Below are 19,094 nucleotides of genomic sequence, written 5' to 3'. Positions count from 1 at the left end.
TGGAATGTTATGAATGTAAGTTGTCGACTACCCAAGTATCTTTGATCCCGCCACCTTGCGATGAGTTGACCACCAGTGAGCCTGCCTGCATGGCTACCCGGGTCAGACCACCTGGCACAATTTCAGTGCGGTAAGGTGAGCTCAAGACAAAAGGACGCAGATCAATATGTCGTTCAGCAATACCAAAATTGCTTAAAGTCGGACTGACCGACAAATTCAAAGTTGGCTGCGCAATATATAAATGCGGCGCAGCTAAAATTTTATCTCTGAAAATATCAATATGCTGTTGAGAGGCTTGTGGCCCAATCAGCATGCCGTAACCGCCAGAACCTTGTGCTTCCTTGACGACCAGCTGATCCAAATTTGTCAACACATAGTCCAGATCTTCCGGATTACGGCATTGGTAGGTTGGAACATTATTTAAAATCGGTTTTTCACCCAAATAAAAATGAATCATTTTATCGACATAAGGATAAATCGATTTATCATCTGCCACACCTGTACCCGGGGCATTTGCGATTACAACATTGTGCTGTAAATATGCGGACATTAAGCCCGGAACACCCAAAGTACTGTCTGGTTTAAAGCACAGTGGATCAAGATAGGCGTCGTCGACTCTTCTATAAATAACATCAACCTGTTGACGCCCACGTATTGTTTTTACATAAACCTTCGAGTTCTCAACAAAAAGATCACGTGATGTCACTAAAGGCACATTCATCTCCCTTGCAAGGCAAGCGTGTTCATAGTATGCACTATTGAAACGACCCGGGGTCAAAACTACAATGAATGGATTATCGGTATAAGCATTTTCCGCCAGAATTTCTTTTAAGAGTTTTGGATATTGTTCAATACCGGCAATATTGGATTGCTCAAACACTTTTGGCATTAACTTCTGGCTGATCTTGCGGCATTCCAGCATATAAGACACCCCAGATGGCGTTCTCAGGTTATCTTCCAGTACATAAAATTCACCTTTGGAATCTCGGATAATATCAATCCCGCTAATCTGGCTATAGATACTGCCTTTCAAATGATGCTGGTACATATGTGGCTGATACGCTTCATGGGTGAGCACCTGAAGCTCAGGGACAATATTGGCTTTAAGAATATCCTGCTGATGATAAATATCATGCAGAAACAGGTTTAAGGCTTGAACACGCTGTGCTGAACCGAGTGCCACCATATTCCACTGTTTACGGGCAATCACCCGTGGGATTACATCAAAAGGAATAGTCCGCTCAGTGCCTTGCTCATCTCCATACACGGTAAACGTAATACCGTCATAAAGAAAATGTTCTTTTGCTACTTCATTTAGCTGATTCAGTTCATCTAGTGTATGCTGTGACAGCCATTCTTCAATTCGTTGACCTGCCTGACTGTGTATTACCTGATGATCACGCATTTCATTGAAAAATTTCGAAGAAATCTCTTGGTATAAAAAATGCGGACTGTGCTTGATTGAAATATTAAGTGCTGTAGTATCTGTAAAATTTTTGCTTAAATCTGCTGCAGTATGATTTTCTACTGTTGTAATAGTATTTGTATCCTGGCTTTCTTTTAGCATACAAACCTCTTCATTGTAATCTATTATAATAAAATCAAAGCAATATCCATGCCATGACATCCGTTTCGAAGTCTGTATTAACCCAGTAAAGTGCCTATTCACTCAATATCATTTTTCGCCAAGATGTTTACGGATTGTAGGTCAATTGTTGCGCAGAATAACTTGCGAAAAAAATTCAGATTTCTTATTGTGGTAAGCTCATATTTAATTTGTTTCCACTGATTGCCAGTAAAAATACATTATGTCAGCACAAGAAAAAGAAACCTCCAATAGCCTTTACCGCCAATGGCAAATCTTGTCGCGTCTTTCTACCGGCAAATGGATGGGAACCCGTGAACTCCAGGAAATCCTGAATCGCGAAGGGATCGAGATCAGTTTACGCACCATTCAGCGTGACCTGAATCAGATTGCCCAGCGTTTTCCGATTGAGAGCAGTAAAACCACACCACAAGGCTGGCGCTGGCGTTCAGATGCCCCTATTCAAAGCTTGCCGCATATGACCAGTTCACAGGCGGTGACTTTTATGATGGTGGAAGAACATCTCAAACACCTACTGCCACCTAGTCTGATTGAAGAAATGAATCCCTGGTTTGATCTGGCTCGACGCAGCCTGTCTTCACAAAATAACGTACGACAATGGATTAACCGGGTCAGAATCGTGCCAGCTACCCAACCGCTTATTCCGCCTGTCGTTGATAAAACGGCCCAACAGGCGATTTACGAAGGCCTGTTACAGGACAAACAGCTGGAATGTGTTTATCAGGGTCGTGGTCATAATGGCGAAGAGAAAACCTATATTTTAAATCCGCTGGCATTAGTGCAAAAAGGTTCAATTATCTATCTGGTCTGTACCCGTCATGATAAATCGGATATTCAGACCTTTGCCCTGCACCGTTTTAAATCAGCAGAGGTGCTGAATTCTCGTGCCCTACACCCGGTAAATTTTGATATTGATGAATATATTGAATCTGGCGCTTTAGGATTCCGGGTCGATTTTAACCAGCCAACGGAAAATGTATTGCTTCAACTGAGCATGCCTGAATCTGATGCGCACTATTTTGAAGAAAGTCAGCTCAGCAAAGATCAAAAAATTGAAAAAATTGAAAATGGCATAGCCCTGATTAGCGCAACTGTGCCTTTTACCTCACAACTGGTTTGGTGGTTACGAAGTTTTGGCAATAAAATCAAAAATATCGAACCAAAAATAGTGGCAGATGCTGTTTACCAAGTGAATGAAACTGATTCAGTCTCTTCCAAAGAATAAAAAAGTCCCCATTTTGGGGACCTGATCAATTTATCATTTTATTTTTATTATTGCTCTGGTGGTCTGCTACTGAGCCAGTCTGCTTTCCTCTTGCCCCAGAAAACAGACCGGATGTGTCACATTAGAAATTAAAGAGTACGGCAGCATGAGCAAGCCAGCTCTGCATTATTAAAACGGATCGATTTTTTTGTCATAATTTACACTCCTACTGTGGGGGTAAAATCACTATAAAACGCTTAAGCCTGTTTTTGAAATAAAAAGAATGCATGCCTTTTGCACAATTTTTCCATAGAAGATTATTTGGAAAATTTATTATCTATCTAGAAGTCAGGTATAGCGGCCTACGCCCCATTTTCAGCAAGTTTATAAAATTAAAAAACAATTCTATGCTTGTATAAGCCAGGGAGCTCTGCACATTATTAAACGCTATCGTAGTGGAAATAGGGATTTAATTTCATAATGGCTAACCCTGCGCAATTAGTACGACACAAATTACTTAATACTTTCTTTTCACGGCATTCGGTCTGGTTTGCCTGCATCACCATCGCCGTTATTTTTACGATTTTTCATATCGGTTATGAGCCGCGCTATATTTATTATTTTATGCCGGCAACCTTAGTGAATACACTATGGATCGTTAGTATTCTGCTGAGCCTGCTAGGCCTATATGACGTCTTGCAGAACAGACATTCAATCTTAAAAAATTATCCGATTATGGGCCACTTCCGTTTTATCTTTGAAGAATTCCGCCCCGAAATTCGTCAGTATTTTATCGAAGCAGATCGGGATGCTTTGCCATTTTCACGTATGCAGCGTAGTCTGGTGTATCAACGGGCCAAAAATGAAAATTCAGATAAGCCCTTCGGCTCAATCATGAATGTCTATGAAGAAAACTATAAGTTTATTAGCCATTCCCTCACCCCTTGCCGACCTGCTGATCCAGAAACCTTTCGTATTCTGATCGGCAATGAGCAATGTACCCAGCCTTATTCTGCTTCTATTTTGAATATCTCGGCTATGAGTTTCGGGAGTTTAAGTGCCAATGCGGTTCGGGCTTTGAATCTTGGTGCGCAAAAAGGCAAATTCTTTCATGATACCGGTGAAGGTAGTATCAGCCCTTATCATCTGGAACATGGCGGTGACATTGTCTGGGAAATTGGTAGCGGCTATTTTGGTTGTCGGACCTTAGAAGGTCAGTTTGATCCGGTAAAATTTGCAGAAAAAGCCAAACTTCCTCAGGTAAAGATGATTGAAATCAAGCTTTCACAAGGTGCCAAGCCTGGACATGGGGGGATTTTACCTAAAGCCAAGATTTCAGAAGAAATTGCTCAGATTCGCGGGATTAGCCGTGAACATGACTGTGTCTCACCTTCTGGACATCCGGCGTTTAAAACCCCGATTGAAATGATGAATTTCATTCAACAACTACGTGAGCTTTCTGAAGGTAAGCCAGTCGGATTCAAGCTTTGTCTGGGTCAACCTTGGCAATTTATGAGTATGGTGAAAGCCATGCTACATACCAAAATTTATCCTGATTTTATTGTGGTAGATGGATCTGAGGGCGGTACCGGTGCTGCACCAATTGAATTGATTGACTATATGGGTACTCCTTTAAGAGAAGGTCTTTTGTTTGTGCACAATACCTTGGTCGGTGCAGGATTGAGAGACAAGATTAAAATTGGTGCAAGCGGGAAAATTATCAGTGCCTTTGATATTGCTAGTACCATGGCACTTGGGGCTGACTGGGTTAATTCAGCGCGCGGATTCATGTTTGCAGTCGGATGTATCCAGGCTCAAAGTTGTCATACCAATCAATGCCCTGTGGGAGTCACTACTCAAGATAAAGAGCGTCAAAAAGCCCTGCATGTCCCGACTAAGGCCGAGCGAGTGTTTTATTTCCATAAAAATACAATGCATGCCCTGTCTGAGCTAATCGCTTCAGCAGGTTTAAAACATCCTTCTGCTATTAAACCGCATCATCTGGCACAGCGAATCAGCAATCATGAAATCAAGAACTTTGCCCAGATTCATTTCTGGCTTAAAGAAGGTGAATTATTACATTGCGAAAATAAAGATGAGGAAAATTTCTATTTCCGTATGTGGAATATGGCCAAATTGGAAAGTTTTTGAGCTTATAAGAATCAAAACTTAGTCAAATTAGACAAGAAAAAGGCGTTTACTGAAACGCCTTTTTAATTGGGAGTAAGATAATTTAATAATAGGTCTTACTGCCATGCGCATGTAAAAAGGCTGGAATTAAACCTGTTAATGCTGCACGGATATCCGCGCGCTCATTAATCAGTTGATGTGAACCTTCTTCCAGCATTAACAAAGTTTGCAGGCGGAACTTGCGACGGATAAATTCAATATTATAACGCCAGTCCACTGTCTGATCCTGAGCACCTTGAGCTAACCAGACAGGGATTCGGCAAGCTGGACGTGCTTCCATTTCCAGCATCCAGCGTGACATCGCCAGAATCCAGTCCATGCCCATCATGCGGGGTTGCAAAGGATCTTTAAGGCGGATAAAACGCAGAAATTCAGGATTATGGTTATTACGGCGGAAATGACGCGGTACTTCACGCTTGATCCGGCTGATAATGCCAAGTCCGAGCGGATTATGCCACCAGGCAGTTTTAGCCGGACGAATCAACGGTGACAATAACAGCACGCGATCTACAAACGGATTTTCGCGTCGTTCTGCAAATTCGAGCAAATGATGCATCCAGATCGCACCACCGGTACTTTGTCCAATGCCAACCCAAGGTTTAGGTAATTGCTCGGCATGCTTCACATAACGATATACCGCATGCAAAACCTGCTGGTAATGATCAAAATTCTGGATACTGGCAGATGAACCATCGCTGAGACCATGCCCCGGCAGGTCATAGGTCAGGACGCTAAAGCCCTGTTCCAGCAACTCACGTACAATCGGCTGATAAATTCCGCTATGTTCCAGATATCCATGTAACAGAAAGGCCGTTCCCTGAATCTTGTCAAAACGGGTATTTTCCAGATTTGGCGTAAATACCTGCACATGCAATTTAAACAGCGGCATCTGTACATAGCCCTGCCAATGCTTGCAATCCAGTAAATCAAAACCATACAGTCTGCGATAAGACAGCAGATCAATAGTCGGCTGGTCATCCCTGTTCAAGTTTAAGGGCTGCAAAAGATGTGGCGTTGTTTCCCTGCTTGGCACAGGTAAATCCAGCTGCTTCAGGATGGTCGGATTTAAAAACGGAATATCAGACATTAAGGCACCTCCCGACAGTCACTGGAGCCAAACCACATATCGCGGATAGTGGCCAGCATTTCATAATTGGCACGGCGACTATGATCATAATTTTGTCGACTTGGACGCCAACGGGTCAAGGACTTCGGCATCGGTGCTTCCACTGGAATGGTTTGAATACCATTCAGTGCAAACAGACGACGGGTACGCGGCATATGATAACGGTCAGTAATCAGAATCACAGTCGGTGCCCCACCTTTTTTTTGCAATAATAACGAGCTGAAACGGGTATTTTCACAGGTATTCATGCTGCGGTCTTCAAGCAATTTGGCATCGACATTGTAATTTTGTAACCAGCGCTGCATATACGGCGCTTCCACACCACTTAATACGATCGGTAACTGATACTGTTTTTCAACTGCGAGTGTGGTTTCCAGACGTAAACGGGTATAGTCATTGACCACAATATCCTTGCCATTTTCATGCAAGGTTAGACCACCACCTAAGACCACAATGGCATAAGGTTTAGACTGATTGACCGGTTTCTGTTGCTGCTGTTCCTGCAGTAAAGCCAGATCTTCCTTGATTTCCTCTTTCGCTGTGACCTGTACGGCACTCGCTTCTTCATCTTCCAGAGGATGAGTCGTTAAGAATTCAACATATTGTTCAATCCGTTCCTTGTTTTCATTACTGTCCCATTCCAGCAGTTCGCGGACCTTCTGAGTCGGGTCAACGGCTTCCACAGGTTCTTGCTGGGACAATAAAGGCACTTGTGCAGGCTGGTTCTGTTCTGCTTTTTCTTCCTGCTGTTCACGCTGATGTTCTTCAATCATCTGTTGCAGTACCTTGTAACGTGCCTGAATCAGCATCAGATTGGCAGAATGATTTTGCTGGATATCCTGCTCCATCACACGCAAATAAGCCTGACGGGCAATCCACTGATCAGAACCTGGTTCGAGCGTATCATCTTCACTCAAGGAAGCCATTTTCTGGCTTTGTGCTGCAACTTCGTTAATTTCAAAGGACACAAATCGATTGAGTCCCTTAACCACAAGCTGCGAATAAAATGGCGAATAGATCAACATCACCAGACAGCCGAAAAATACAAACAGTCCTGCGACGATTTGTACTAAACGGACCATCCAATGGGTGTTTTTCATATACGTTATTTATCCTGATGAGATCGAATTAAGCCTTTACAATCAAATAATACCGGTTCAGGTTCGAGCATAATCTTGAATTTGTCCCAGACAGCCTGCTGTACTGCGCCATAGGCTTGACGGACATCCGTCAGAGAAGCATGACCATAGTTCACCAGAACCAGTGCCTGTTTATGGAACATGCCAACTGGCCCAAGCTGTTTCCCCTTCCAGCCTGCCTGATCAATCAGCCAGCCTGCCGCCATTTTAACCTGATCATTGGCCTGTGGATAATGGGGCAAATTAGAAAAATGCACAGCAATTCGGTCAAAAACCTGTTGATTTACGATAGGATTTTTAAAGAAACTTCCCACGTTTGGAAATTCTTTAGGATCAGGCAGTTTGCTCTGACGAATCCGGATCACCTGCTGCTGCAAGTTTTCTGCTGTGAGATTATCACCCACCGCTGCTTTAAGATCACCATAATTCAGTTTCAGATTTGCCTGTTTTAGTAATTTAAAAGTAACGTGTGTAATCACATAACGTGTTGGATCATCTTTAAAAATACTATGACGATAGGAAAAATGACAGTCTGAAGCAGGAATGGAATCAAATTTTTTGAGCTTACGGTCATAGACCTCTACCGCATGAATAAATTCGCCGACTTCGACACCATATGCCCCAATATTCTGCACTGGAGATGCGCCGACCAGTCCGGGAATCAGGGCCAGATTCTGTAGACCATAGAGTTTCTGTTCTGTCGTCCAGAGTACGAAGTCATGCCAAACTTGGCCCCCACCTACCCGCAGACATTGATGCTGCTCATTTCCTTCTAGCATTTCAATGCCCTGGATATCCATATGCAGGACGAGAGCATCAATCTGTTCCGGCAATAACATATTGCTACCGCCAGAAAGAATCAGCACATTCAGTTGTTGCTGCTCAGCAAACTCCAGTGCAGCAATCAGATCATCAGTTGATTGGATCCGGCTGTAGTAAGCGGCAATCACTTCGAGATTTAGCGTATTAAAAGGTTTAAGTTGAACCTGAGTCTGAATCTGCATGACTTAAACCTTTTCTGTTTGATGTTGTTTAAAAATTTCTACCCAGGCCCGACTGCTGGACTCACATTGGTTCAGGACACGCTCAAAACCATCTGCCCCGCCATAATATGGATCTGGCAAAGCCTGTTTTGGATAGTGCTGATCATGTTCACTCATTAAAGCAACCTGGGCACGCAGGCGTCCGAATTCTGCCTCTGCCTGATGCTGGAGCGCCTGAATATCTGCCAGATTTTCCAGATCCATCGCTAGAATCAGATCATAATCAATAAAATCATGGGTTTTGAGTTGACGCGCACGCAGGCCAGAAAGATCATAACCCCGTTTTAAGGCATGTTGCTGGCTACGCAAATCAGGTGCTTTCCCCGGATGGTAATTACTGGTTCCTGCTGAGTCGACCACAATATCGAGTTTCTGTTCATCACAATAATGTCTGAGTACCACTTCTGCCGTGGGAGAACGACAAATATTTCCCAAACAAACACATAACACCTTATATGGCGTTCTGGATGACATAAACAACCTCAGAGTTAATCATTTTCAAGATACTTATGTTAAGTTATTTACCTGATGAATCCTATATCACCGCCCCATAATAATTTTGTATTTGCGATAAAAATTAAAGGATAAAGACATGAATCGATTTCAGTTTCAAACCGTTCCCAACATCATCGCCGGCCTCGGCACGATTCAGGAATTATCCTCTATTCTCAAACAGGGCCGTTATCAGCGTGTTTTACTGGTCACTGATCCAGGCATGCTACAGCATCAATTACACCTGCCTATTCTGGAAATTATTGAAGATGCGGGACTAGATTATGCAATTTATTCCGATGTACAGGCCGACCCACCTGAGCATGTAGTGCTTGAAGCAGCAGATTTTGCCAAACAGGAAAATGTCGATATCGTGATTGGCTTTGGTGGTGGCAGCTCTATGGATGTCGCCAAGCTGATCGCAATCTTGAGTCATCCGGCACAGCACCAATCTTTGTCTGATCTGTATGGCGTAAATCAGGCTACTGGCCCCCGTTTGCCCTTGATTTTGGTTCCTACCACTGCAGGTACAGGATCTGAAGTTACTCCGATTTCAATTGTCACTACAGGTGAAACTACCAAAACCGGAATTGTGGCACCGATCCTGTTTGCAGATACTGCCATTCTGGATGCAACCTTTACCCAAAATCTGCCGTCCTTAATTACTGCTGCGACCGGCATTGATGCCATGGTCCATGCCATTGAAGCTTATACTTCTAAAATCAAAAAAAATCCCTATTCCGATATGCTGGCCAAGCATGCCTTAAAACTGTTAAATGCCAATCTTCAACGTGTGCTAGATGATGGTCAGGATCTGGACGCACGTCAAAACATGCTGGTCGGCTCGATGCTAGCAGGTCAAGCTTTTGCCAATGCACCAGTAGGTGCAGTGCATGCTTTGGCTTATCCATTAGGTGGACATTTCCATATTTCGCATGGACATAGTAATGCACTGGTATTAACTGAGGTGATGAAATTTAATACGCCGGATGCCAAAGCCCTCTATGCCGAACTGATGTGCTGGTTAGATCCACAAAGCAAAGGCTGCCATGATGGCCTGACTGACCTGTTTATCGATCATTTTAATAATCATCTGGTGAAAAGTGGCTTAACCCTGAAACTTAAACAGTTAGGAATTCCTGAACATATGCTAATGATCATGGCCGAAGATGCCATGAAACAGAGCCGCCTGTTACAGAACAATCCACGTGAACTTACTCTGGAAGATGCTTACAACATTTATCAGGCGATCTATTAGATTTAGGATTATTTTCGACTCAGCAGATCTAGCCACTACAAGTTATTTAAAAATATGAAAGCAGCTCTTAAACAACGCGAACATTATTCATTTTTTCTGCCGATACAGACTCGTTGGGCGGACAATGACCTGTATGGCCATGTCAATAATGTCACTTATTACAGCTATTTTGATACGGCCGCGAATGCCCTTTTGATTCAGGAAGCCGCATTTGATCCCAAATATTCTCCAATGATTGGACTGGTGGTCAGCTCGCAATGCCAGTTCAATCAGGAACTGTCTTATCCGGAAATTATTGAGGTAGGTGTCGCCATAGAAAAAATGGGGAATAGTTCTCTCAGCTATGATCTGGCAATCTTTAAAATGAATTCTGATACGGCAGCCGCTCAAGGCAGTTTTGTGCATGTGTTTGTCGATCGCTACACACGAAAAAGCACCCCGATTCCAGCTGAAATGCGGGATGCTTTAGCGCGTTTTGTCTCAGCCTAAAATTATTTTATTTCAGCTGAATATTGTGCAATTCACCATCAAACTGTTCCAGCAAGTCACGTACAGCCGGTTCAGCATGCAGCAGCTCTTCTGCGCGTTTAAAAGCGCGTACTTTACGTTCTTGCTGCATGGTATATGGCGTTAACTGCTCTACATCTTCAAACTTCACCTGGAAAATGGTCTGTGGCCATTGTTCCCGCAAAGCTGCTTCCAGATGATGTTGTAGCTGCGACAAAAGCGGCTGATAACGCTCTGGAATATGAAAGACCGATGCTGCATTAATCTGACCAGTCATGATGCCATACTGAGCCAATTCCTGAACTGCCGGAGATAACTGACTGTTACGGAACCAGAATTCCCATTTTTCTACCGTCCATTCACCCTGCATATCCTGTACCGGAATTTGCAGAATATCCTGAGGCATCAGATTACGGTCTGTAGAAATATTTGTATTTTCGATCTGAGTAGATGCAACCTCAGTCTGAGTAGAAATTTCTGGCTGGCTTTCATCTGCTTTATGAATCACTTGTTCTGATTCAGGAGCTAAAGCATCCAGACTAAACTCGGATTCTTGTTCTACTGGTGCAGCAATATCATTTTCAGGAATGAATTCTTCTAAGAGAAAATCATCACTGCTGGCTTCAGGACTGGATGGAACAGGTTCTGCAGGAACATCGTCAAAACCAAACAGGCCATCTTCCAGGTTTGGATCAAATACAATCTGATCAGACTCAGATTGTTCTACTCTAGTTGATTCAGCTTGTATGACTTGAGGCTCAGAATTGGTTTCTGGCTCGTCTTCATCCAGAAAATCATTCGAAGATGGTTCAGACTGTGCAGTGACTGGATGATTATCCTGATCGTCTTCATAGCCAGCATCTAATGAAAAATCTTCTCCAGCAGCTTGAGCAACCGGCGCACTTTCCTGCTGCGTTATCTGATGTTGCTGTGGAACTGATGCAGCAGGTACAGCTTGTGGTATCTGAGCTGTATTGGCTGGAATTTCATTGGGCTGTAGCGGACGGAAGGCTAGCAAACGCAGCACCGTCATCTCAAAGCCTTGCTCCTGCGTAACCGCAAGCTGTAGGTCAGCCCGGCCTTTACAGGCAATCTGATAATACAGTTGCAAATCTTGTGCTGAAATCAAAGCCGATAACTGCATGATCTTTTGATTGATCTCGGCACTGTATTTCAGGCTTAAATCCGGCAGATATTGTAATAAAGCCAGTTCATGCAGGGTAGAAATCAGCTGATCTAATACCAGTGATACATCCAGCGCCTGCTGACGGAATTGCAATAATAATTCGCTAACACGTGCTTTCTGATTCTGATGAATCGCCAGAATCAGATCGTAAATGATGGTTCGGTCGATCAAGCCCAGCATGTCTTTGACATCCTGATGTTGAATGGCACCCTGACCATAAGCAATCGCCTGATCCGTTAAAGACAAAGCATCACGAAGCGAACCCTGTGCTGATTCGGCAATCTGCCAGATCGCATCCTGATCAGCCTGAATGCTTTCTTTGGTGAGAATATTACCCAGATGTTCAGTAATTTCATCAACAGCCAATGGACGCAAAGTAAATTGCAGGCAGCGAGAAATAACAGTAATCGGCAGCTTTTGCGGATCTGTGGTTGCAAACAGAAATTTGACATGCTCCGGTGGTTCTTCCAGTGTCTTTAATAGAGCATTGAAAGAATGCGTGGACAGCATATGTACTTCATCGATCAGATAGACCTTGAAACGACCCTGAGTTGGCGCATAAGGGACATTGTCCAGCAGCTCACGGGTATCTTCAACTTTGGTACGTGATGCCGCATCGATCTCAATCAGGTCAATAAAACGGCCTTCATTGACGGCGGTACAGGTCGGACATACCTCACAAGGAGTCGAAGTAATACCGGTTTCACAGTTCAAGCACTTCGCCAAAATACGTGCAATCGTGGTTTTACCAACACCACGCGTTCCCGTAAACAAATAGGCATGGTGCAAACGGCCACGCTCCAGTGCGCTGGTTAAGGCACGTGAAACATGGTTTTGACCGACCAATTCGTTGAAATTGCGGGGACGGTATTTTCGCGCAAGTACTTGATACATGTATGCTCCTTTTTACAGGTCTAAGCATACTGTTTTTTTATAAAATAGTGAATGAATTAATCAGTTATGATCTGGAGAGATAGACCTATCAATCTGATTTAAATCAACTATCTCGAAGCTGTTTGCTCCATTTTTATGCCTGACTGAAATATCAGGATATTTTTAGTATATTTGGAAAATAAAATATCTATTGATTTTCGCTCTATTTGAGCGGATTAATACAATCTTAGAAATAAAAATTTCTGATCAAAGATAAAGGATTGGGTTGAATCTGTTTAAGCGAATCGCCCTAAAATAAAATCACTCTGCATCTGGTAGCGTTTACCGCTTTTGTCTTCACGGATTTCCAGCACATGCTCTTCCAAATCAACATACAGTAAATTACGAGTCGCTACATTCACCAGCTCAATTTTCTGATGAGAATCATCTTGGAAACGAATCGGGCCACTAAAGGTTTCCACCTCATTATGACCACTCAGGCTTTCACGTTCTAAAGTATAAGTTTGATCTTCGTGCAGAGTTAGCATGACAGCCATGCCCGGACAATCATCACAACGGGACAAGCAGCCCATGCAAGGAGTTGTACCCTGATACTCTCCCGCCCATGCTGGAATCTGTGCCTTGGCTTCAACAACAGTATTTTTAGCTGACTGGGTTTGATCCTGACAACCGAATAAAGCACCGGTTGCCACTAAGGGAATCAGTATTACTTTTTTCATGGTTTCATTTCGCAGCGCTGGAATTTGCCACAAAATAGCATATTTTAAATGGCTGACTAAACTCCCAAATCAAGGATATTCAGTTAGCGCCAGCCTTTTCTTCCTGTCAATACCGCATCAGCACAGCGTAAAGTTTCCTGCGTCAGCCCCCAAAGACGGTAATCTCCAGTTAATGAACCTGTTGGGAAGTTATGGGTATAGGCAAAACTTAATTCGCGTTCCGGATCACACCAGGCACCAGAACCGTTAAAACCCATATGACCAAAACCTGTAGAGGCTTTACCCAAGGTCAATATACGGTGATAACCCAGACGCCAGTGCATGGGTACAGGCATCACCCGATCACGACGGGTATATTGCACCTGGCTTAGTCGCTGGAATACTGGAGGTGAAATCAACTGCTGGCCTTGCCAAGCACCGTGATTGGCCAACATCGCATAGATTTTTGCCAGACTGTCTGCAGTAAAGACGCCATTAGCTGAAGGAATAATCGCCTGTAATCCCTCATCACTAAAGAAGCTAAAATTCTTCATGCCTTTAGGAATCATGCCATCCTGAAAATCTTGTGGACTCTGACCACTCCAGACCAGAGCACGCTCCATTAAACCGGGTTTGCGTGTAACTACTCTTTTGCCTTTAGAAGATTGAGATGCAGATTTTGCTTTAAAGATCGGTCGCGCAACTCGAGGCAGTTCATCCAGCGGCACACTAAAATAGGCACCATTTAATTGCAGAGGCTGAACTAAATATTCCTGCATTAATTGGCCTAATGATTTACCGGTTGCCTTTTCCAGTACTCCACCCACCTGCCAGCCAAAAGTCAAAGGTTGATAAGCGGCATCAGTCGTGGTCTGAAAACGTGGTTCAGCTGCCGCGATCCGCTCCAGCATGTGTGACCAGTCAGCCATTTCAGTGGCATCATCAATGATATTACGGATATCAAACAAACCACTTTGATGGCTCAGCATATGTGCCAAAGTAATCGACCGTTTACCTTTCTGGGCAAATTCAGGCCAGTATTCTGCAACTGATCTGTCATAGTCCAGATAACCTTTACTGACCAGAATGTGTGCCAATGTCGCCAGTACACCTTTGCCAGTGGAATAGCATAGTGACATGGTATCGGGCTGCCAGTTTTCTGTGGCAGACTTCTTTCCGGTATAAATATCGACAACTTTTTGTCCCTGAAAATATACGACAAGTGCTGCACCACCCTGATTAGTACGTGCATCCTGTAAGCGGCTAAACTGACGAGCAAGGTCGCGAAAACGTGTATCAACATCGCCCTGATAATTATGCTGATCAGCAAACAGATAATCTTTGATTGGCTGCATCATTCTATCCATAGAATTTTGATCCCTTAAAATGAAAAAGCCTAAATCGAGTTTAGGCTTTTGATTTAGATTTAAATCGCTTTTACATGGCCGGTCACATGCGGCTTCTGGTTTTTGCTATTCCGGATCAGGAAATCTGTATCATTCGCTGCTTGAGCCGTTAGAAACTCAACTTTAGAAGGCAAGTACATCGGTAGCTTGAACCAGACATCGGCTTCATACGCATCCGGCAATAACAGATTAGCCAGCGCTTTGGCTTTGCTCCACATACCATGTGCAATCGCCTGTTTAAAACCAAAAGCCTTCGCTGTAACAGCATGAATATGAATCAGATTAAAATCACCTGAAGTCATGGCATAACGGCGGCCGGTATTTTCTGAAATTTTCCATTCAGTATTTAGCTTATAGTCTGGCGCTTTACTTTCTGCCGGTTTAACAGCCGCTTTAACATCAGTCTTTTGACGTGAAAGATATGTAGTTAATGCCTCAACGACAACTTCATTGCCCACTTTGACTGTGGTAATAAAATCAAACTGAACGCCTTTGTCATGGGGCTGTAATTCACCAAATTTGCATGACAGGGTTAAAGTCTCATTTACACCGACTTTACGGTATTGCTTGACCTGATTACGGATATGTACCAGTCCTAAAATCGGGAACGGAAATGCTTCCGAGGTCATCATGTGCATTTGTAGACTTTGAGACAATACGGTCAAATAAATAGCTGGAATATAACCATTATTTTTAAAGCCACATACTTCATTATAGGCTTTTAAATGTTTCTGATCGACCTTGAATGAATCCACCACATATTCAACTTGCGGTAGAACTTTTTCAGCTTTCGGCTTTTTAAAAATCAAGCCTTGAATCACTTTTGGATAGGCTAAATAAGGTTTTGGAAGTTGACTAAAATGGCGCGTATTCATACTGAACCTTTAAAATATTCTTTTCATTTATATATGAGTGGAGTTCTCTCTCCCTTTGGGAGAGAGTTAGAGAGAGGGCTAAAAAAAGGCCCCTAATCTCCCTCTCCTAAATCCTCTCCCTGAGCTTTAATTAAACTGCAAGAAAGGACTTGATGCTTTAAGCCCCTAATAGGCTTTGACCACAGACACGAACCACGTTGCCATTTAAACCTGTTGAAGCCGTAGAAGCAAACATGGCAATTGTTTCTGCAACATCTACAGGTAGACCACCTTGGCTCATTGAGTTCATACGGCGGCCAGCTTCACGGATTGCAAATGGAATCGCAGCCGTCATTTGTGTTTCGATAAAGCCCGGTGCAACGGCATTAATCGTTATACCATTTTTTAAGGTTGGTGCTGTGAATTTCACCACACCAATCACACCCGCTTTAGACGCTGCATAGTTGGTTTGACCCAGGTTACCTGCAATGCCTGAAATTGAGGATACACAGATAATACGGCCATTGGCATTTAGACCATCGTTGGAGATTAAATAGTCATTTACACGTTCAATGGCAGACAGGTTGATGTTAATCACCAGATCCCATAGCTCAGGTTTCATATTGGCCAAAGTCTTGTCGCGGGTAATACCGGCATTGTGCACAATAATGTCCAGACCGCCTTGCTCAGCTGCTGCTGCTTTGATTTTCTCACCTGCATCTGCAGCAGTAATATCGATGGCTAAAGTTGAACCGCCAATTTCGCCGGCTACACGGTCAAGGTCTGCTTGCTGTTGCGGAACATCCAGACAGATGACATGTGCGCCATCACGTGCCAATACATGAGCAATCGCTTCACCAATACCACGGCTCGCACCAGTCACTACAGCAGTTTTGCCCGCTAATGGTTTAGTCCAGTCTACATCCACTTTTTCAGCAGGTGAAACACGGATCACCTGACCAGAAACATAGGCAGAACGTGGAGAAACTGCAAAGCGTAAAGCAGATTCAAGATTTGCTTCAGCACCGGCATCTACATAGATCAGGTTTGCTGCAATTCCCTTTTTAAACTCTTTACCCACAGATTTTACAAAACCTTCCAGTGCGCGTTGAGCAATTGACTGACTGACTGATTTAGCAGTTTCAGGCGTAGTCCCCACAATCACGACACGGCCAGAACTTTGGATTTGACGCGCAATCGGGTTGAAGAAATCATAAAGTGATTTTAACTGTTCTGAATTTTCGATTCCTGAAGCATCAAAAATGACAACTTTGAATTTTGATTCTTTATCGCCCGGATTAAACGCGCCCAGATTCAGTCCAGCCGATGCAGCAGCCTGTTGCAGTTCAGCATTGTTACCTGCATAACTATTGGCATGAATATTTGCCAGAACCTGAGCAATAGCACCAGTCAAGGTACTTGCCGGTGCTGCTCCAAACAATACCGCACCTTTGACAACTGGTGTAGCAGACTCAAAACGGTCTAAAGAAGTTGGGGATGGCAGACCCAAATTTTTAATGACAAATTTACCAATAGGAGATTTTGCAAAAGTTTGGTACTGATCAGTCATGTTTATTATCTCTCATACAAATTAATTTTTGGTTGATCTAAAGTTATCCTTAAACTTCAGTATGATGCCAGACACTTATATTTCAATAGATCTACCAGTTTCCGCCCAATCATACTTGAGATAACAGGCAGATGACTTGACCTAAGCGCAGTCTGTAATGTCATTGTAGTCAATACAGCCTATCTTCTTCTATGCTAATGTAACCGCCAAGAAGACGATCTATTTGCCTGGTAAAGCCTTATGAGCAAAACAACTCAAGATAATCCAGCAGTCGAGAACTCTGCGACAGAAACTGTGTCAAAACCATCAACGCGTAGCAAGCGTAGCACTAAAAATCCTGATACAGCCAATGCCGCAGAAAAAAGTCCGGCTAAAACCACACGTACACGCAGTACATCTGCACGTACCAAAAAAACGACTTCAAGCCAACAAGATTCAACATCTATAACACAGACTTCTGTTCAACAGGAACCAAACATGAGCCAAAATACAGTTCGCCGCGTTGCTATTATCGGTGGTAACCGCATTCCATTTGCACGTTCTAACGGTGCTTACTTTACGGCATCCAATACTGATATGTTCACAGCAGCCCTGAATGGTCTGGTTGAACGTTTTAACCTTCAAGGTCAACGCTTAGGTGAAGTGGTTGCAGGTGCTGTACTGAAACACAGCCGCGACTTCAACATGACGCGTGAATGTGTACTGGATACTGCTCTTGCACCGGAAACCCCTGCTTATGACATCCAGCAAGCATGTGGTACTGGCCTTCAAGCGGCCTTCCTGGTCGCGAACAAGATTGCTCTAGGTCAAATCGAAGTGGGAATCGCAGGCGGTGTAGATACGACTTCTGATGCACCAATCGCTTTCGGTGATGGCTTACGTAAAGCATTACTTGAGCTGAACATTGCGAAAACAGCGAAAGACCGTTTAAAAGCCCTGACTAAAATCAATGTGAAAGACCTGATGGACGCACCAAAAAATGGTGAGCCACGTACTGGCCTGTCTATGGGTGACCATCAGGCAATTACTACACTAGAATGGGGTATTTCCCGTGAAGCGCAAGACGAGCTTGCAGCCTCTTCACATCAAAAAATGGCAGCAGCCTATGAAGAAGGTTTCTTTGATGACCTGGTGACTCCATTCCTGGGTCTTGAACGTGACAACAACTTGCGTCCAGATTCTTCAGTTGAAAAACTGGCGAAACTAAAGCCTGCTTTTGGTAAAGGCGATGCACGTACCATGACGGCGGGTAACTCTACTCCACTGACTGATGGTGCGTCTTGTGTGCTATTGGCTTCTGAAGAATGGGCTAAAGCAAATGGCCATGAAGTACTGGCTTACCTGACTTTCCAGGAAACTGCTGCCGTTGATTTCGTAGAGAAGAAAGAAGGCTTGTTGATGGCACCTGCTTATGCAGTTCCTCGTATGCTGGAACGTGCTGGTCTAAAACTTCAAGATTTTGACTACTATGAAATTCACGAAGCATTTGCATCGCAAGTACTTTCAACGCTGAAAGCTTGGGAAGATCCAAAATTCTGTAAAGAACGTTTAGGTCTGGATGCTCCACTAGGTTCAATTGATCGTGCCAAACTGAACGTAAAAGGTTCTTCTCTAGCTGCAGGTCACCCGTTTGCAGCAACTGGCGGTCGTATTATCGCAACTGCAGCAAAACTGATTAACCAGAAAGGTTCAGGTCGTGTACTGGTTTCGATCTGTGCAGCTGGTGGTCAAGGCGTAACAGCAATTATTGAAAAATAATCCAAGCCTCATATAAAAAAACCGCTCTCTATGAGCTAATGCCAGTCAGTTAAGAGATTGACTGGCATTTTTTTGGGTATTTCTGTGGTTTCCCTTTCACAACTCGTGGGTAGTTTCTACTTCTTTTTTTCGGTAAAACATACCTTTTAGATTTTTCCATTAA

The 19,094-nt window shown here is 43.5% G+C and carries 15 protein-coding genes; 5 read left to right on the top strand and 10 right to left on the bottom strand.

The features are described 5' to 3' along the window. Nucleotides 1-7: 7 nt before the first annotated feature. A complete protein-coding gene (locus FTV13_RS11025) occupies nt 8-1,567 on the bottom strand; it encodes a circularly permuted type 2 ATP-grasp protein (RefSeq protein ID WP_179992461.1) in 1,560 nt (519 codons plus the stop codon). Between the two features lie 241 nt (nt 1,568-1,808). On the opposite strand from FTV13_RS11025, the gene FTV13_RS11020 reads away from it, so the two are divergent. Continuing rightward, nucleotides 1,809-2,831 carry a YafY family protein gene (locus tag FTV13_RS11020; RefSeq protein WP_166134987.1) on the top strand — a complete coding sequence of 341 codons (1,023 nt, stop codon included), beginning with the start codon at nt 1,809-1,811 and terminating at the stop codon, nt 2,829-2,831. Nucleotides 2,832-3,290: 459 nt separating this feature from the next. Continuing rightward, a complete protein-coding gene (locus FTV13_RS11015) occupies nt 3,291-4,961 on the top strand; it encodes an FMN-binding glutamate synthase family protein (protein WP_004783900.1) in 1,671 nt (556 codons plus the stop codon). 82 nt (nt 4,962-5,043) lie between these two features. Here FTV13_RS11015 and FTV13_RS11010 read toward each other — a convergent pair whose 3' ends face one another. Genes FTV13_RS11010 through FTV13_RS10995 form a run of 4 tightly spaced genes read right to left on the bottom strand, consistent with a single transcriptional unit; the run spans nt 5,044 to nt 8,782 of the window. Next, nucleotides 5,044-6,087, bottom strand: coding sequence for an alpha/beta hydrolase (locus FTV13_RS11010; RefSeq protein ID WP_180012056.1), 1,044 nt, complete (start codon nt 6,085-6,087; stop codon nt 5,044-5,046). Next, on the bottom strand, nt 6,087-7,226 hold the full coding sequence (locus tag FTV13_RS11005; protein ID WP_166134989.1) for a YdcF family protein: 1,140 nt from the start codon (nt 7,224-7,226) through the stop codon (nt 6,087-6,089). Before FTV13_RS11005 ends, FTV13_RS11010 begins: the two co-directional genes overlap by 1 nt. A gap of 5 nt (nt 7,227-7,231) precedes the next feature. Further along, nucleotides 7,232-8,269, bottom strand: coding sequence for a UDP-N-acetylmuramate dehydrogenase (gene murB / locus FTV13_RS11000; protein WP_166134992.1), 1,038 nt, complete (start codon nt 8,267-8,269; stop codon nt 7,232-7,234). 3 nt (nt 8,270-8,272) lie between these two features. Further along, on the bottom strand, nt 8,273-8,782 hold the full coding sequence (locus tag FTV13_RS10995) for a low molecular weight protein-tyrosine-phosphatase (protein ID WP_004783908.1): 510 nt from the start codon (nt 8,780-8,782) through the stop codon (nt 8,273-8,275). Nucleotides 8,783-8,900: 118 nt separating this feature from the next. On the opposite strand from FTV13_RS10995, the gene FTV13_RS10990 reads away from it, so the two are divergent. After that, a complete protein-coding gene (locus FTV13_RS10990; RefSeq protein ID WP_180012054.1) occupies nt 8,901-10,058 on the top strand; it encodes an iron-containing alcohol dehydrogenase in 1,158 nt (385 codons plus the stop codon). 54 nt (nt 10,059-10,112) lie between these two features. After that, nucleotides 10,113-10,547: a thioesterase family protein gene (locus FTV13_RS10985; RefSeq protein WP_104425981.1), complete on the top strand. Its 435-nt coding sequence runs from the start codon at nt 10,113-10,115 to the stop codon at nt 10,545-10,547. Between the two features lie 7 nt (nt 10,548-10,554). Here FTV13_RS10985 and dnaX read toward each other — a convergent pair whose 3' ends face one another. The 5 genes from dnaX to FTV13_RS10960 form a co-directional block, all read right to left on the bottom strand. Continuing rightward, nucleotides 10,555-12,645, bottom strand: a complete 2,091-nt coding sequence (gene dnaX / locus FTV13_RS10980; protein ID WP_179992460.1) for a DNA polymerase III subunit gamma/tau — start codon at nt 12,643-12,645, stop codon at nt 10,555-10,557. A gap of 275 nt (nt 12,646-12,920) precedes the next feature. Next, nucleotides 12,921-13,364 carry a copper resistance protein NlpE N-terminal domain-containing protein gene (locus FTV13_RS10975; protein ID WP_180012052.1) on the bottom strand — a complete coding sequence of 148 codons (444 nt, stop codon included), beginning with the start codon at nt 13,362-13,364 and terminating at the stop codon, nt 12,921-12,923. An 83-nt stretch (nt 13,365-13,447) separates the two neighbouring features. After that, nucleotides 13,448-14,710, bottom strand: a complete 1,263-nt coding sequence (locus FTV13_RS10970; protein WP_179992458.1) for a serine hydrolase — start codon at nt 14,708-14,710, stop codon at nt 13,448-13,450. 59 nt (nt 14,711-14,769) lie between these two features. Next, the gene (locus FTV13_RS10965; protein WP_179992457.1) at nt 14,770-15,624 is read right to left on the bottom strand and encodes a MaoC/PaaZ C-terminal domain-containing protein; all 855 of its coding nucleotides are present in this window, start codon (nt 15,622-15,624) and stop codon (nt 14,770-14,772) included. Between the two features lie 157 nt (nt 15,625-15,781). Beyond that, nucleotides 15,782-17,173, bottom strand: coding sequence for a 3-oxoacyl-ACP reductase (locus FTV13_RS10960; protein WP_004783922.1), 1,392 nt, complete (start codon nt 17,171-17,173; stop codon nt 15,782-15,784). 240 nt (nt 17,174-17,413) lie between these two features. Between FTV13_RS10960 and FTV13_RS10955 the strand changes: the two genes are divergently transcribed. Beyond that, a complete protein-coding gene (locus FTV13_RS10955) occupies nt 17,414-18,931 on the top strand; it encodes an acetyl-CoA C-acetyltransferase (protein ID WP_179992456.1) in 1,518 nt (505 codons plus the stop codon). Nucleotides 18,932-19,094: the final 163 nt, after the last annotated feature.

It is taken from the genome of Acinetobacter sp. YH12235 (genome assembly GCF_013417705.1).
In the GTDB taxonomy this organism is placed as follows: Bacteria; Pseudomonadota; Gammaproteobacteria; order Pseudomonadales; family Moraxellaceae; genus Acinetobacter.
This window is presented reverse-complemented; position numbering and strand designations above follow the sequence as displayed.